Raw genomic sequence first — 14836 nt, 5'->3', positions numbered from 1 at the left:
TGATGAACGACCGAAGGCTATGCCTTCGGGCCGGACGGGTTGGGGAGGGGTGCCGTTCGCGAGCATCCCAACGGCGACCGCGTAACATCGCTCACATCAATGCATCTCCGCTGCAGCTGATTTCCAGACAATAACCAAAGCGCCTGAAGCCCCTGCGCAAAACCGCAAACAAGGCGCGCGCTATCATCCGCATCAACGCCTCACCGACATCGAGTTCCAGCATGCCCGCACTCCGCCCCTTCCTCGACAAAACCCCCACCGTGGGCGAGCGCGTCTATATCGACGAGGCCTGCACCATCATCGGTGATGTGCAGATTGACGATGATGCATCGGTGTGGCCGGGTACGGTGATCCGTGGTGATGTGAACTACGTGCGCATCGGTGCACGCACCAATGTGCAGGACGGCACCATCATCCATGTCAGCCACGACAGCCCCTACAACAAGGGTGGCTACCCGACGTTGATCGGCGAAGGCGTCACCGTCGGCCATGGCTGCATCATCCACGCCTGCACGATCGGCGATTACTGCCTGATCGGCATGGGCGCCTGCATCCTCGATGGCGCGGTGATCGAAGCCAATGCCTTCATCGCCGCCGGCGCGGTGGTTGGGCCGGGCAAGGTGGTGCGCAGCGGCGAATTGTGGGCAGGCAATCCAGCACGCCTGATGCGCCAGCTCAGCGAGAAGGACATCGAAGGCCTGCGCTATTCGGCCGACCACTACGTCAGGGTCAAGGACCAGTACCGCGGCATGCAGGGCTGAGCCTGCAGGCATTGTCGGCAACCACCTTGCGGGTGCACACTGCCGGCCCGGCGTGGGGACGCCTTTGAGGGTTTGACATGAAGTCGATGAAAATCGTGGCGCAGCGCCTGTTGGCTGCTGTGGCGCTGTTGTGTGCGGTTTCCTTTGCCGCCTCCGCCCAGGAAGAATCGGGCATGAGCGCGGAGCAGTTCGAGCAGTCGCTGCATTTCCGCAGCGGGCAGATCGAGGTACCCGAAGCCAAGGCCCACTTCAATCTGGATGGTGAGTTCCGCTATCTGGACAAGGCCGACGCACGCCGCGTGCTGGAGGACATGTGGGGCAACCCGCCCGACGACAGCGTGCTGGGCATGATCGTGCCGCGCAGCCCGGGCCTGACCGAACCGGATAGCTGGGCAGTGGTGGTGACCTGGTCCGACGATGGCTACGTGTCCGACGAAGATGCCAGCAAGATCGACTACGCCGACCTGCTCAAGACCATGCAGGCCGAGACCCGCGACAGCAATCCGGAGCGAGTGAAGGCAGGCTATGGCTCGCTCGACCTGGTGGGCTGGGCAGTGCCGCCCCGCTATGAGGCAGGTAGCAAGAAGCTCTACTGGGCACGCGAGCTGGCCTTCAACGACCAGCCCGATCACACCCTCAATTACGACATCCGTGTGCTCGGCCGCCACGGCTACCTGAGCTTGAATGCAGTTTCAGGGATGTCTGAGCTTGCACTCGTCCGCGAGGGCATGGACAAGCTGCTGCCAATGGCCGAGTTCGACCAGGGCGCGCGTTATGCCGACCACAACCCCAGCACAGACAAGGTCGCCGCGTATGGCGTGGCGACCTTGATTGGCGGTGGGCTGGCGGCCAAAGCCGGCCTTTTTGCCAAGCTCGGCCTGCTGCTGGCCAAGTTCTGGAAGCTGCTGTTGATCGGCGTGCTGTTCCTCGGCGGTGCGATCAGGAAGCTGTTCGTACGCGGCGAGGACAACCGCACCGTGCGCTGAAACCCACCTTGCCTGGCCCACCGCTGCCTGCGTTGGGCTGGGTTTTCAAGCTGCCGCCAGCTAAAGTCAGCACTCTGATAAGGACGTAGCAGAGACACGAATGCCACAGGCATCCGTCCGGGCCGGACTCCGGGCATCCATCCGCCGCACGCAGTACCAGCATTCGCTGCTGGAGCCGCTGCAATGAGCACAGCGCGGCCGATGCTGGACACCTATCGCGAAGTCATCACGCCTGAAGGCGTGCCCCTGCAGTTGCCCGCCGCCGGGCCAGTGCCGCGCGCCTTGGCCTGGCTGATCGACCTGTGCGTGCGTTTTGGCGTGCTGGCGGTAATGAGCCCCGTGCTGGTCGCACTGGGCGAACTGGGCCAGGGCATCTACCTGGGGCTGATGTTCCTGATGTTCTGGGCCTACCCGATCGTGCTGGAGGTGTGGTTCGGCCGCACCTTGGGCAAGAAGGTGCTGGGCCTGCGCGTGGTCGCCCGCGACGGCGCACCACTGGGCTGGATGCCGGCGATCGTGCGCAACCTGCTGCGCACTGTCGACGCCCTGCCGTTCGGTTATGCGCTGGGCCTGGTTACCTGCCTGTTCGATGCACACGGCCGTCGGCTCGGCGACCTGGTCGCCGGTTCGCTGGTGGTCCACACACCTCCACGCCCGGCTACGCCACCGGCCCGTATCGATACCGTGCTGGCGCCATCCCTGCCCTTGCAGCCGGGCGAGCAGGCCGCGCTGATCGCCTATGCCGACCGCGCACCGGCACTGTCGCCCGGACGCCAGCGTGAGCTGGCTGACATCGTCAGCGGGCTGAGCCAGGAGCGCGGCCAGGCCGGCGTGGTGCGTTTGTATGCAATGGCCAACTGGTTGCTGGGGCGGCGATGAGGCAGGAACAATTCGTCAACCGCTACCAGCACGAATGGCAGCAGTTCGAGGACTGGTTGCAGCGCCGTGGCGAGCGCTCGCGAAAGGAGCGGCGCAGCACCGGTCCCGATTTGCCCGGCGATGAAACCATACCGCAGCGCTACCGCCGCCTCTGCCAGCAACTGGCCTTGGCGCGGCGCCGTGGCTACAGCCCGCAACTGGTGGAACAACTGCAGCAGCTCATGCAGCGCGGCCATAACCTGCTGTACCGCACCCCGGCACCGCGCTGGCAGCGTGCGCTTGAATTCCTGTTCGCCGATTTCCCAAGCGCCGTACGCAGCCAGGCCGGTGCGATGTGGGTGGCCTGCGCCTTGTTCGTGATTCCGCTGGTCGGCATCTTCGTGCTGCTGCAGTACAAGCCTGAGCTGATCCACATGCTGATGGATCCACATCAGCTCGCGCAGATGGAAAAGATGTACGACCCGGCAGCCGACAATCTGGGCCGCGACAGCGGCACCGACTGGGCGATGTTCGGCCACTACATCATGAACAACATCAGCATCGGCCTGCGCACCTTTGCCAGCGGCTTGCTGGCCGGCATCGGCACCATCCTGGTGTTGCTGTTCAACGGCATCACCATTGGCGCGGTGGCCGGGCACCTGCAGCAGATAGGTTCAGGTGATCCGTTCTGGCGCTTTGTGGTCGGCCACGCGCCCTTCGAGCTGACCGCTATTGTGATTGCCGGCGGTGCGGGCCTGCAGCTGGGCTTGCGCCTGTTGGCACCAGGCCGCAAGCGTCGCATCGATGCACTGATCGAAGGCGGCGTGATTGGCGCGCGGCTATGTCTGGGCGTGGCCTTCATGTTGCTGGTGGCAGCCTTCATCGAGGCATTCTGGTCATCGATTGCCTGGGTGCCGATGTGGGGCAAGCTCAGTGTGTCTGCCGTGCTGTGGACGCTGGTGCTGCTGTGGCTGTGGCGTGGCGGGCGTGGAGGTGGTCATGCGGATTGATCAGCTCGATGTCGTGCTGCGTGCGCGTTCGCAATGGGAGGCGATGGAGCTGGGTACCGCCCTGGTCCGCCGGCATGCCGCTGCAATCTGGAAACCTTGGCTATTGCTGACGCTGCCGGTGTTTGCGCTGCTCAATCTTGTGGGCTGGTGGCTGGACAATTTCTGGCTGTCGAGCCTGATCCTGTGGTGGCTCAAGCCCGCGTTCGAACGCATTCCGCTGTATGTGATCTCGCGCGGCGCGTTCGGTGCCGAGCCCACTACCGGCCAGACCCTGCGTGCGCAATGGAACTGGGGCTGGCGCGGTCTCGGCGCCTACCTCGGCTGGCGCCGACTCAGCCCTGCCCGTTCGCTGCTGATGCCGGTCGATCTGCTGGAAGGTGGCGACGCCAGCCAGCGGCGCGGGCGCCGGCATGCACTTGGCGGTGCCGCCTATGGCCATGCATCGCTGCTCACCTGGGTGTGCTGGCATTTCGAGGCCATGCTGCAGCTTGCCGGCGTCGCTCTGGTCTTCATGTTCGTGCCGGTGGAGCTGCTGTCCGAATCGCTGCGCGCCACCTGGGAACTGATTGGTCAGGACACCCCGGCCTGGGCGTGGATAGGCTTCAACCTGTTGGCATGGTTGGCGATGACCTTGATCGGCCCGTTCTACAGCGGTGCCGGCTTCGGCCTCTACCTCAACCGCCGCACCCAGCTGGAAGCCTGGGATGTGGAAATCGCCTTCCGTCGCCTGCGTGAGCGGCTGGCTGGGCTGGCGCCGATGCTGGTACTGCTGCTGGCGGTGTTCGCGTTGCCATCGCTACAGGCCCGGGCGCAGGACAGCAGCGATACCCACAACACCAGCAATCACGGCAATCACAAAGACGTTGCAGAGGCAGGAACCGAACCGGCTGCCGCTACTGCAACCACGCCGCAACAGCTGTTCGGTGCCGCGCCAGCCGACACCGCCGGCTTCCGTCAGGCTGCGGCACGCGCGTATGAAGACCCGCAACTCGGTGCCAAGCGCAGCGTCACCCGCTGGGTGAGGAAGGCATCGGACAAGAAGCCAGATACCGATGACAGCAACAATCCCGATGTCGGCCCAATCTTCGCCGCCATTGCCAAGTTCGCCGCCCTGATCGCCGAAAGCATCCTGTGGATACTGCTCGGCGTGTTGCTGGTGATACTCGCCCTGACCGCTCGTTGGTGGCTGCCGTGGTTCCGTGCCGATGGCCGTCGCAGCCGCGAGGTGCAGGCACCGGCACTGCAGGAAGCCCTGCAGCTACCAGAAGTATTGCCGCCGGATATCCTCGGCAGCGCACGCCGGCTGTGGCGCGAGGGCAAGCCACGGCACGCACTGGCGTTGCTATACCGTGCTTCGGTGGAAGTGCTGGCCGAACGCGGCAATGTCGTGCTGCCGCCGGGTGCCACCGAAGCACAATGCCTGCGCGCATCACGCAAGATGCCGCAGGAAGCTGACCGCAGCCTGTTCGCACGCATGGTGCGCACCTGGCAGTACGCCGCCTATGCCGGCCGCCTGCCCAGCGACAACGAGTTCGACACGTTGATCAAGGAGCTGCACCAGCAGTATGGGTGGCCAGCATGAACGCTGTGCTGCGCAATACGTTGATCATCGTGCTGCTATTGCTCACCGGCCTGATCGCGTTCTGGTTCCTGCGCAACTTCGAGAGAACCAGCGAAGAGATCACCCTGCCCGCTTATGGCGAGCCCACCTACAACGCGCTGTATGCACTGCGCGAAACCCTGATCCGCGACGGCAGCAAGGCCGAAACCCGGCGCAAGCTCGACCTGCCCGCCATGCAACTGCAGCCTGTCGATACCGTGCTGATGCTCGACGACCCACGCCTGCTCACCCCGACACAGGTTGAGAGCCTGCTGGACTGGGTGCAGTTCGGTGGCCACCTGTTGTTGCAGGCGCCCGACGCCGACGAAGACCTGGATGGTGACGAACAAGGCCTGCTGGAACGTCTTGGCGTGGTCCCCAGTGAGGTCCCGGCGCGTTGCCAGATCTGGCAGGTGCCAGGCCAGGAATCGCACAACGAGTTCTGCAGCGGCAACCGCTTCACCCTCGCCGAGAAAGCCCGCGCCGAGCGCCGCTGGACCGACGCTGGTGACGACGGCACCTTGGCATATGTCCGCCTGCGTTACGGCCTTGGCCGGGTCGATGTGCTGGGCGACATGGATTTCCTGCTCAATGGTGGCAACAACAGTGACACCGGCCTGCGCGACATCCCGCACCGCGATCTGGCCCGGCTGGTGCTGGCACCCAACTACGGCAAGGGCACCACCTACCTGATCTACGCGATGGAACTGCCATCGCTGTGGAAGACGCTGTTCCAGCGCGGCTGGCCGGTGTGGGTACCGCTGCTGCTCGCACTGCTGGCGTGGCTGTGGATGCGCTGCCAGCGGTTCGGCGCGCTGCTGCCCTCACCGCGCGAGGACCGTCGCTCGCTGCTGGAGCATGTGCGCGCCAGCGGCGAGCACATGCACCTCTACCGGAAATCTCCGTTGTTGCATGACGCCGTTCGCCAGGCATTCCTTGCCCGCCTGCGCCGTCGCGCCCCGGTGGCTGCCGCGCTGAGCGGCGACGCACAGGCGCAAGCCATTGCCGATCATCTGCAGTGGCCGATCAGCCGCGTGCAGACCGCGTTGCAGACTCCCCCCTCGCAGGACGACATCGCCCTGCGTGACCGTATCCGCTTGCTCATCCAGATGAGAAACCAGCTATGACCGACGAGTTCACTCCGCCTGCCCTCCCCGGCGATGCACCCGCGCCGGCACCTGCTCCCGCGCCCGTCAACACGGATCTGATTGAACGCGTCGAGCGCATTCGCGAAGCGGTAGGCCATGCCTTCATTGGCCAGGGCGATGTGCTCGACCAGATCCTGATCGCCCTGCTGGCCGGCGGCCACGTACTGATAGAAGGCGTGCCTGGGCTGGGCAAGACGCTGTTGGTCCGCGCCCTGGCACAGGCACTGGAGTTGGACTACGCACGCGTGCAGTTCACCCCGGACCTGATGCCCAGTGACGTCAGCGGCCACGCCGTCTACGACCCCAAGACCGAGAGCTTCAAGATCCGTCGTGGCCCGGTTTTCACCAATCTGTTGCTGGCCGACGAAATCAACCGCGCCCCGGCCAAGACCCAGTCCGCATTGCTGGAAGTGATGCAGGAAGGCCAGGTCACCATTGAGGGCAAGGCCTTCGCCCTGACTCCGCCCTTCCTGACCATGGCCACGCAGAACCCGGTCGAGCAGGAAGGCACCTATCCGCTGCCGGAAGCGCAGCTCGACCGCTTCCTGTTGAAGGTATTGATCGACTACCCGCAGCTGGAAGACGAGAAACAGATGGTGCAGGCCATCACCACTGGCCGCACCGCCAGCGACTTCAACCTCACCCAGGTGCCGCGCGTACTCAGCGGCGCCGATGTGGTGGAGCTGCAGAAAGCAGTGGCCGCGATCACGGTTGACCCGCAGGTGATTGATTACGCCGTGCGCATTGTCGCGGCTACCCGCAAGTGGCCGGGTATCGCCCTGGGCGCAGGTCCGCGCGGCAGCATCGCGCTGGTGCGCGCCGCCCGCGCACAGGCGGTCCTGTCCGGCCGCGATTTCGTCACCCCGGACGACGTACGCGAGATCGCCAAACCGGCACTGCGCCACCGCATCGCGCTGGCCCCGGAACTGCAGATCGAAGGCCAATCCGCCGACGACGCCTTGACCGCCCTGCTCGCCAAGGTGGAGGCGCCGCGCAAGTGAGCAACGCGGCAAGAAGCGCCAGCATGCCAAACGAAGCCCTTGCCTCAGCTCCCTCCCTTGCGCGCGCAGTACGAAGGGGAGAGCTGGAGAGGGGGGCTCTGGCTCCTGCGCCCTCCCTTGCGCGCGCAGCGCGGAGGGGAGGGTTGGGGAGGGGTGCTTTCGCACTTGCCGCAGCTCTTTCTTCTTCAGCATCAACACACCAGACAACCAGGGCCACGCAGTGAGACCCGCCCCCCTATTGATCACCTTGCTGATGCTGTGGAGCCTGCTTGGCCTGCCAGTGGCCCTGCACTACCTGCCCATGCAGGCATGGACCATCAGCGCTGCGGCAATTGCCCTGCTTGCTCTGATCGACCTCGCGTTGCTATGGCGCAAGCCCAGCCCGCAGGTGCGGCGCGAATTGCCCGACTCCCTCGCCCTGGGCGTTGAGCGCGAAACCTGGCTGCAGCTGGATTCCTACGGCAAGCAACGCGTCGACGTATTCGACCTGCTGCCCGATGGCTGGAACAGCAACGGCCTGCCGCGTCGGTTGAAACTGGGCAAGGCCAGCGAAACGCGCTTCAGCTACCGCTTCACCCCTGCCAATCGCGGCACCTTCGTGTTTGATGGCGTGCACCTGCGCCTGCATTCACCGCTGCGCCTGTGGCGGCAGCAGCGTACCGTCGGTACAGCGCAAACCGTGCGCGTCTACCCCAACTTCGCACCACTCACCCGCTTCGCCCTGCTCAGCGCGGAGATGGCGTCACGACTGGTAGGTGCACACCTGAAGCGGCGCCGCGGCGAAGGCACAGATTTCCATCAGATGCGCGAATACCGCATCGGCGACAGCCTGCGCCAGATCGACTGGAAGGCCACCTCGCGCGCGCGCAAGCTGATATCGCGCGAATACCAGGACGAAAAGAACCAGCAATTGGTGATGATGATCGACACCGGCCGCCGAATGATGGCCGACGAAGGTGGCCTGTCGCATTTCGACCACGTGCTCAATGCCTCGCTGGTGGTGTCATATCTGGCGCTGCGTCAAGGCGACGGCGTTGGCCTGTTCGCCAGCGGCGGTGACAGCCGCTGGGTAGCACCCAAGCGCGGCATGGGCGCAATCGACAGCCTGCTGCGCGCAAGCTACGACCTGCAGCCCAAGCCGGTAGCCACCGACTATCTCGCGGCGGCGACCGAATTGTCGCTGCGGCAATCGCGGCGCAGCCTGGTGATGCTGGTTACCAACGTGCGCGATGAAGATATCGAAGACCTGTTGGCCGCCGTGCGCCTGCTGCAGAAGCGGCACCTCGTTTGTGTAGCCAGCCTGCGCGAACGCGAACTGGATCAGGCACTGGCACGCGAAGTGGAAACCGTTCCAGATGCGATACAGGCCGGTGCCATTGCCGCCTACCTGCAGCAACGCAGTGATGCGCACGAAGCGCTGCGTAGCCATCGGGTGATGGTGTTGGACGTCACCGCGGAAGAGTTGCCGGCGGCATTGGTAGAACGCTATCTGGCAGTAAAGCGCGACGGTCTGCTGTAAGGCGCATCACCGCCGCAAACCCGTAGTGCCGAGCCATGCTCGGCAGAAGCTTCACCAGCAATGCCCACCTGTATTGCCGAACCATGCTCGGTAGAAGCTTCACCAGCAATGTCCACCTGTAGTGCCGAGCCATGCTCGGCAGAGGCTTCACCAGCAATGCTCACCTGTAGTGCCGAGGCATGCTCGGCAGAAGCTTCACCAGCAATGCCCACCTGTAGAGCCGAGCCATGCTCGGCATAAGCGTCACCGGTAACGCCCCAGCCGAACATGGCTCGGCTCTATAAGGCATTTCCAGCATCGCCTGCTTCGCGGCGTACGCCGCTCCTACAGATAGATCCGCGTTGTGCCCTGCGGCGCATCATCAATGATGGCGTGCGGCAGGAAACGGGCGCTGTCGCGGGTGATGCGGCTATTGTCTTCGCGAATGCCAACACCACAGGCGCGGTCACCCACCACCCAGCTCCCCACCAATGGGTAGTTGCCATCAAACACCGGCAAGGCGTGGAACGCCTGGCGAATGCTCGGCCCGTTGTACGGCCCTTCGCTCTCCTGCCAGCTACCGTCGCTCATGTGCATCGCCACATTGGCGCCTTCGCGCGAATGCAATGGCTTGCGCACCCAACCGGCCGGCAAGGCACTGCCATCGTCGAAATAGGACTCCAGCAGATTCGGATGGCCACGATGGCGATCCCACAACAACGGCAGGATGCCCTTGTTGCTCAGCACCGCTTTCCACGCCGGCTCCAGCAACTGCACGCCCGAACGCGGCAAGGCCGCGCCGAATTCCTCGCGCATCAAGTCTTCCAGCGGATACAGCTTGAACAGGCTGCCGATCACCACATCATCAAGATCGGTGAAGCGGCCGTCCTCGGACAAACCGATATCTTCGATGGTAATCGCCGCTGCATGCAGCCCGGCCTGTGCCGCGCAATCGCGCAGATAGGCGACCGTGCCCTGGTCCTCTTCGGACTCCCCCACTGCGCTGAAATACAGCGGCGGTGGCAGCCTCGAGGTCAACTCAGCGAAGCGCTCGACCAAGGTCTCATGGATGGAGTTGAACTGATCAGCCTGTTGCGGCAATGCGCCACGATTGCGCTGGTCTTCCAGCCACTGCCATTGGAAGAACGATGCTTCGTACAGCGATGTCGGCGTGTCGTAGTTCAGTTCGTACAGCTTGGCTGGACCGTTTCCGTCGTAGGCAAAATCCAGACGGCCATACAAATGCGGATCACGCCGGCGCCAGCTCTCGGCGATCCAGTCACGGAACGCTTCGGGAATGGCCAGCTGCGCCATCAGCGCGTCGCTGCCAACAACCTCGCCAACCAGATCCATCGCCATCGCATGCAGCTCGGCGCTGGGATCTTCGATGTCGTTTTCGATCTGGCGCAGGGTGAAAGCGTAGTACGCGCTTTCATCCCAGTACGGCGCGCCGTCGATGGTGTGGAAGCGGAAGCCTGCTTCCGCGGCACGGGCCTTCCAGTTGCCGCGCTCGGCAATTGCAACGCGTTTCACTGCATCAACCGCCGACGCTGCTGCGGCCGCCGCTACGCGCACCAAAACCACCACGGCTGGCGGTTACCGCGCGGTTCGGGGTGGCGTTGACCGGCGCCAGGCCAGCCTTGCCTGCACCAATGCCGCTACCGGTGTTCAAACCGCCGGTGCCGCCCGGTGCGGCCGGCTTGGCCCAACCATTGGCGTTGTCCTTGAACGCAGGTTGCGATGCCGGCGGCGCGGCCACGGCGCCACGGCTGCCGTTGAGCATCTGCGACATGAAGAAGCCCATCATCATCGGGCCGATGAACGATGTGCCTGCGCTGGTCTGCTGCTGCACGCACTGCTCGGCCGGGTATTCCTTGGCACACTCTTCCTTGCTGGCGTACTTGGGCGCGGCATCGGCCGACTGCTTCTGCGCGGCGGCGAAGGCCTCGCGGCAGCTGGACGGATTGCCGGTGGCCTCGCTGCAAGCCTCCACCGAGGTGTACAGCCCTTCCTGCACCTGCACCGTTTCTTCCTTCTGGCAGGCGGTCAGCAGCAGCGGCACGGCGCTCATCAGCACCAGTGCAGTGGCCTTGGATCGCTTCATGGTCGGTTCCCCGTCAATTTGATCCCCAATAATGCCCGATGAAGGCTGCAAGGCGGAAACCGGAAAACTCCCGAAACTGAATCGGTTTTCAGCTGATGCTCGGGAAGGCTTGGAGCGGCAGGGGTTTGGGCATTTTTGGATTGCTTCGTTATTCGGCACATCGGCACTGGCGGTGCGTTGGAAGAGCAAAGCCCAAAGCACCCCTCCCCAACCCTCCCCTGCGCTGCGCGCAAGGGAGGGGGTAAAGGCAGCTCGCTCGCGGCCTGAACGAGCGCAATAAACAGCCCCCTCCCTTGCGCGCAGCGCAGGGGAGGGTTGGGGAGGGGTGCTTTTGGCTTCCGCTTCCGCTTTGGCTTTGCCTGCCTTTGGTTCTGGTTCTGGCTTTGGCTCTGCCACTTGCCCTACCCGGCAGCATTCAAGCCCCCTACCAACCGCCCCATTCCACCCTCAAACCACCGCAAACCAATGGTTGCAGCTGCAACCGGGAACTTCATGCAGAATCAATCGCACTGCACTTCTGCACGTCCGCCCTGCTCGCCTGCCATGCCCGAATACCGCTCTAAAACCTCCACCGCTGGCCGCAACATGGCCGGCGCCCGCGCCCTGTGGCGTGCCACCGGCATGACCGATGGTGATTTCCACAAACCCATCGTCGCGGTGGTCAACTCTTTCACCCAGTTCGTACCAGGCCATGTGCACCTGAGGGACCTTGGCCAGCTCGTCGCGCGCGAGATCGAAGCAGCCGGTGGCGTGGCCAAGGAATTCAACACCATCGCCGTGGATGACGGCATCGCGATGGGCCATGACGGCATGCTGTATTCACTACCCAGCCGCGAGATCATCGCCGACTCGGTCGAATACATGGCCAATGCCCACTGCGCCGATGCGTTGGTGTGCATCTCCAACTGCGACAAGATCACCCCGGGCATGTTGATGGCCGCACTGCGCCTGAACATCCCCGCGGTATTCGTTTCCGGCGGCCCGATGGAAGCTGGCAAGACCAAGCTGGCCGACCACAAGCTCGATCTGATCGATGCGATGGTTGCCGCCGGCGATGACAAAGTCAGCGATGAGCAGGTGGCCGCAATAGAACGCAGCGCCTGCCCCACCTGCGGTTCCTGCTCGGGCATGTTCACCGCCAATTCGATGAACTGCCTGACCGAAGCACTGGGCCTGTCGCTGCCGGGCAACGGCACCCTCGTGGCTACGCACAGTGATCGCGAGGCGCTGTTCAAGCGTGCCGGCCGGCTGATCGTCGAGCTCTGCCATCGCTGGTACGGCGGCGAGGAAGCCAATGTATTGCCGCGCGGCATCGCCACCTTCGAAGCCTTCGAGAATGCGATGACGCTGGATATCGCCATGGGCGGTTCCACCAACACCATCCTGCATCTGCTGGCCGCCGCACAGGAGGCCGAAGTGGCCTTCGATCAGCGCGATATCGACCGCTTGTCACGGCGCGTGCCGCAGCTGTGCAAGGTGGCACCAAACACGCAGAAGTACCACATCGAAGACGTGCACCGCGCTGGCGGTATCATGGCCATCCTCGGCGAGTTGGCACGCGGCGGCCTGCTGCATACCGATGCCTCCACCGTGCACAGTCGCAGCTTGGGCGATGCCATCGCGCAATGGGACGTCACCCAGACCCAGGACCAAGCCGTGCATCAGTTCTACAAGGCTGGCCCGGCAGGTATTCCGACGCAGGTGGCTTTCAGCCAGTCCACGCGTTGGCCGTCGCTGGATGTGGACCGTGCCGAGGGCTGCATCCGCGACGTTGCCCATGCATTCTCCAGCGAAGGCGGCCTGGCCGTGCTGTACGGCAACCTCGCTGCCGATGGCTGCGTGGTGAAGACCGCGGGTGTGGACGAATCCATCCACGTATTCGAAGGCAATGCCCGCGTCTATGAAAGCCAGGACGCCGCGGTGAAGGGGATTCTCGGCAACGAAGTGCAGGCCGGCGACGTGGTGGTGATCCGCTACGAAGGCCCCAAGGGCGGCCCGGGCATGCAGGAGATGCTGTACCCAACCAGCTACCTGAAATCCAAGGGCATGGGCAAAGCCTGCGCCCTGCTCACCGACGGTCGCTTCTCCGGAGGCACCTCCGGCCTGAGCATCGGCCATTGTTCGCCGGAAGCCGCCGCAGGCGGCACCATCGGCCTGGTCCGCGATGGCGACCGCATCCTGATCGACATCCCGCAGCGCGGCATCAACCTGCTGGTGGACGATGCAGAGCTCGCACGTCGCCGCAGCGAACAGGATGGCAAAGGCTGGAAGCCAGTCGAAGTGCGCCCGCGCAAGGTCACCACAGCATTGAAGGCCTATGCCCTGCTCGCTACCAGTGCCGACAAGGGTGCGGTACGCAACAAAGCACTGCTGGACGGTTGATTGCTGCCATCACACCGGGAGTGGCCGCACTCCCGGTAGGCGGTCCAAGGGGCTGAGTAGACCGCCCGCCCCCCGCCCCAATACGTGCGTGTATATCTGGGTGGTAGCGACATCCTTGTGCCCCAGCAGCTCCTGCACAGTGCGGATGTCGTGACCGGCTTCCAACAGGTGCGTCGCAAAGGAGTGCCGCAGCGAGTGGCAGGTTACGGGCTTTGCGATGCCTGCAAGGGCCCTTGCCGATTTCACCGCATGCTGCAACGGCTCTTCACTGACATGATGCCGTCCTACTGCCCTGGTTCGCGGATCGGTAGACAGCCGCGCAGATGGAAACAGGTACTGCCAACCCGGCTCTGCGTTTGCATTCGGATACTTGCGTGCCAACGCATAGGGCAGCTGTACCCGCCCCTTTCCTTCGTCAAGATCCGTGCGATGCATCAGCAGCGCTCGCTCGCGTTGCCGCAGCAATCGCTCGCAAAGCGAAACCGGCAGAGGAACACGCCTGTCCTTGTTGCCTTTGCCGCTGCGCACGCAAATTTCGTTGCGCCCGAAATCCACGTCCTTGATACGAAGCCGAACACACTCCATCAAGCGCATGCCGGTGCCGTACAGCAGTTGAGCCATCATTGCCGTCTGACCCTCAGGAATGGCTTGCAGCAGTCGCGCAACCTCCTCCTGTGACAGAACCACCGGAAGACGACGCGGCCGCTTGGCACGCACCACCTGATCCAGGCGCGGCAGTTCCATGTCCAGTACCACGCGATAAAGAAACAGCAACGCCGACAACGCCTGATTCTGCGTAGAAGCCGACACGTTTTTCACGACCGCGAGGCGGGTAAGGAAGTCCCCCACTTCAGCAGCACCAAGCTCCTGTGGATGGCGTTTGCCGTTGGTAAGAATGAAGCGTCGTATCCAGCCAACGTAAGCCTGCTCGGTGCGCAAGCTGTAATGCCGAACCCGAATTTGCTGACGGACCTGATCCAGCAATCGCGGCGGGTTAGCGGCTTTTACGCCCGCTGAGACAGGGGTGTATTCCATATCACGGCTTCCGAGCGGCAGTAAGCTTGGAGTTTGCGATGACGGCGTGGACTGGAGAATCGTGTAAACCGTTGTTTCCTTATGGGATTTTTCGGTTCAAAAGTGGCAATGAATTGGGCATACTCGGTTTTACACCGCTTTTAGGCGGTCTACTAAGAGTTAGGGCGCAGATCATGGGTGTCGAAATCATTTTCCCAATCGCTTGGCTCGTAAGCATCGTGTCCATCATCTGGCTCGTGTTTCGTTCGCGGTCTGTAGCTATGCGCGCGTACACACTCCCAACCCTTATCGGTTCCGCTGTCATTTCCCTTCTCTGGGCTGCCCTCGATCACAAAGATGGCTACTTCTGGCAATCCACGCTAACTTGCTTTGCACCAGTAGTTCTCATACTTGGTAGCCAAGCACATGCCATCAAGTACATGCTTGGGCGCAATGCAGCAACCGCGCCCTAAC

14 protein-coding genes are annotated in these 14836 nt (G+C 63.5%); 9 read left to right on the top strand and 5 right to left on the bottom strand.

The genetic code is table 11. The annotated features are described in order from the left end of the window. Window positions 1-91: 91 nt before the first annotated feature. Window positions 92-223 carry a hypothetical protein gene (locus ACVOL0_RS10475; protein WP_481549043.1) on the bottom strand — a complete coding sequence of 44 codons (132 nt, stop codon included), beginning with the start codon at window positions 221-223 and terminating at the stop codon, window positions 92-94. Here ACVOL0_RS10475 and ACVOL0_RS10470 point away from each other — a divergent pair. From ACVOL0_RS10470 to ACVOL0_RS10435, 8 genes are all read left to right on the top strand, one after another. Then, window positions 222-761 (top strand): gamma carbonic anhydrase family protein, encoded by a 540-nt coding sequence (locus tag ACVOL0_RS10470; RefSeq protein WP_481549042.1) that lies wholly within the window; start codon window positions 222-224, stop codon window positions 759-761. The two genes, ACVOL0_RS10475 and ACVOL0_RS10470, sit on opposite strands and share 2 nt — an antisense overlap. Window positions 762-838: 77 nt before the next feature. Continuing rightward, window positions 839-1747, top strand: a complete 909-nt coding sequence (locus ACVOL0_RS10465) for a DUF2167 domain-containing protein (RefSeq protein WP_481549041.1) — start codon at window positions 839-841, stop codon at window positions 1745-1747. Window positions 1748-1930: 183 nt separating this feature from the next. Continuing rightward, window positions 1931-2626 (top strand): RDD family protein, encoded by a 696-nt coding sequence (locus ACVOL0_RS10460; RefSeq protein ID WP_481549040.1) that lies wholly within the window; start codon window positions 1931-1933, stop codon window positions 2624-2626. Then, window positions 2623-3615 carry a stage II sporulation protein M gene (locus tag ACVOL0_RS10455; RefSeq protein WP_481549039.1) on the top strand — a complete coding sequence of 331 codons (993 nt, stop codon included), beginning with the start codon at window positions 2623-2625 and terminating at the stop codon, window positions 3613-3615. The genes ACVOL0_RS10460 and ACVOL0_RS10455 overlap by 4 nt, the downstream gene beginning before the upstream one ends. Beyond that, window positions 3605-5197, top strand: a complete 1593-nt coding sequence (locus ACVOL0_RS10450) for a DUF4129 domain-containing protein (protein WP_481549038.1) — start codon at window positions 3605-3607, stop codon at window positions 5195-5197. Before ACVOL0_RS10455 ends, ACVOL0_RS10450 begins: the two co-directional genes overlap by 11 nt. Next, window positions 5194-6342, top strand: a complete 1149-nt coding sequence (locus ACVOL0_RS10445) for a DUF4350 domain-containing protein (protein ID WP_481549037.1) — start codon at window positions 5194-5196, stop codon at window positions 6340-6342. The genes ACVOL0_RS10450 and ACVOL0_RS10445 overlap by 4 nt, the downstream gene beginning before the upstream one ends. Beyond that, on the top strand, window positions 6339-7364 hold the full coding sequence (locus ACVOL0_RS10440; RefSeq protein WP_481549036.1) for an AAA family ATPase: 1026 nt from the start codon (window positions 6339-6341) through the stop codon (window positions 7362-7364). Before ACVOL0_RS10445 ends, ACVOL0_RS10440 begins: the two co-directional genes overlap by 4 nt. A 220-nt stretch (window positions 7365-7584) precedes the next feature. Beyond that, complete coding sequence (locus ACVOL0_RS10435; RefSeq protein WP_481549035.1) at window positions 7585-8883, top strand: DUF58 domain-containing protein; 1299 nt, start codon at window positions 7585-7587, stop codon at window positions 8881-8883. On the opposite strand, the gene ACVOL0_RS10430 is transcribed toward ACVOL0_RS10435, so the two are convergent. The 3 genes from ACVOL0_RS10430 to ACVOL0_RS10420 are packed head-to-tail and all read right to left on the bottom strand — an operon-like array spanning window position 8850 to window position 10966. Beyond that, complete coding sequence (locus ACVOL0_RS10430) at window positions 8850-9152, bottom strand: hypothetical protein (protein WP_481549034.1); 303 nt, start codon at window positions 9150-9152, stop codon at window positions 8850-8852. The genes ACVOL0_RS10435 and ACVOL0_RS10430 overlap by 34 nt on opposite strands. 55 nt (window positions 9153-9207) lie before the next feature. After that, the gene (locus ACVOL0_RS10425) at window positions 9208-10395 is read right to left on the bottom strand and encodes a glutathionylspermidine synthase family protein (protein ID WP_481549033.1); all 1188 of its coding nucleotides are present in this window, start codon (window positions 10393-10395) and stop codon (window positions 9208-9210) included. A 4-nt stretch (window positions 10396-10399) separates the two neighbouring features. Next, window positions 10400-10966 carry a DUF1190 domain-containing protein gene (locus ACVOL0_RS10420; RefSeq protein WP_481549032.1) on the bottom strand — a complete coding sequence of 189 codons (567 nt, stop codon included), beginning with the start codon at window positions 10964-10966 and terminating at the stop codon, window positions 10400-10402. Window positions 10967-11509: 543 nt separating this feature from the next. On the opposite strand from ACVOL0_RS10420, the gene ilvD reads away from it, so the two are divergent. Continuing rightward, the gene (gene ilvD, locus ACVOL0_RS10415; RefSeq protein WP_481549031.1) at window positions 11510-13348 is read left to right on the top strand and encodes a dihydroxy-acid dehydratase; all 1839 of its coding nucleotides are present in this window, start codon (window positions 11510-11512) and stop codon (window positions 13346-13348) included. 9 nt (window positions 13349-13357) lie between these two features. Here ilvD and ACVOL0_RS10410 read toward each other — a convergent pair whose 3' ends face one another. Continuing rightward, window positions 13358-14383 (bottom strand): integron integrase, encoded by a 1026-nt coding sequence (locus ACVOL0_RS10410; protein WP_481549030.1) that lies wholly within the window; start codon window positions 14381-14383, stop codon window positions 13358-13360. Between the last annotated feature and the right edge of the window lie 453 nt (window positions 14384-14836).

This window comes from Stenotrophomonas sp. STEN021, assembly GCF_056760175.1.
Note: the sequence above shows the minus strand (reverse complement) of the source record. Positions and strands in the feature narration are given on the sequence as shown.

Coding starts and splice junctions, on each gene's coding strand:
- ACVOL0_RS10470 (WP_481549042.1), top strand. CDS start 222: ATGCCCGCACTCCGCCCCTTCCTCGACAAAACCCCCACCGTGGGCGAG.
- ACVOL0_RS10475 (WP_481549043.1), bottom strand. CDS start 223: ATGCTGGAACTCGATGTCGGTGAGGCGTTGATGCGGATGATAGCGCGC.
- ACVOL0_RS10465 (WP_481549041.1), top strand. CDS start 839: ATGAAGTCGATGAAAATCGTGGCGCAGCGCCTGTTGGCTGCTGTGGCG.
- ACVOL0_RS10460 (WP_481549040.1), top strand. CDS start 1,931: ATGAGCACAGCGCGGCCGATGCTGGACACCTATCGCGAAGTCATCACG.
- ACVOL0_RS10455 (WP_481549039.1), top strand. CDS start 2,623: ATGAGGCAGGAACAATTCGTCAACCGCTACCAGCACGAATGGCAGCAG.
- ACVOL0_RS10450 (WP_481549038.1), top strand. CDS start 3,605: ATGCGGATTGATCAGCTCGATGTCGTGCTGCGTGCGCGTTCGCAATGG.
- ACVOL0_RS10445 (WP_481549037.1), top strand. CDS start 5,194: ATGAACGCTGTGCTGCGCAATACGTTGATCATCGTGCTGCTATTGCTC.
- ACVOL0_RS10440 (WP_481549036.1), top strand. CDS start 6,339: ATGACCGACGAGTTCACTCCGCCTGCCCTCCCCGGCGATGCACCCGCG.
- ACVOL0_RS10430 (WP_481549034.1), bottom strand. CDS start 9,152: ATGTTCGGCTGGGGCGTTACCGGTGACGCTTATGCCGAGCATGGCTCG.
- ACVOL0_RS10420 (WP_481549032.1), bottom strand. CDS start 10,966: ATGAAGCGATCCAAGGCCACTGCACTGGTGCTGATGAGCGCCGTGCCG.
- ilvD (WP_481549031.1), top strand. CDS start 11,510: ATGCCCGAATACCGCTCTAAAACCTCCACCGCTGGCCGCAACATGGCC.
- ACVOL0_RS10410 (WP_481549030.1), bottom strand. CDS start 14,383: ATGGAATACACCCCTGTCTCAGCGGGCGTAAAAGCCGCTAACCCGCCG.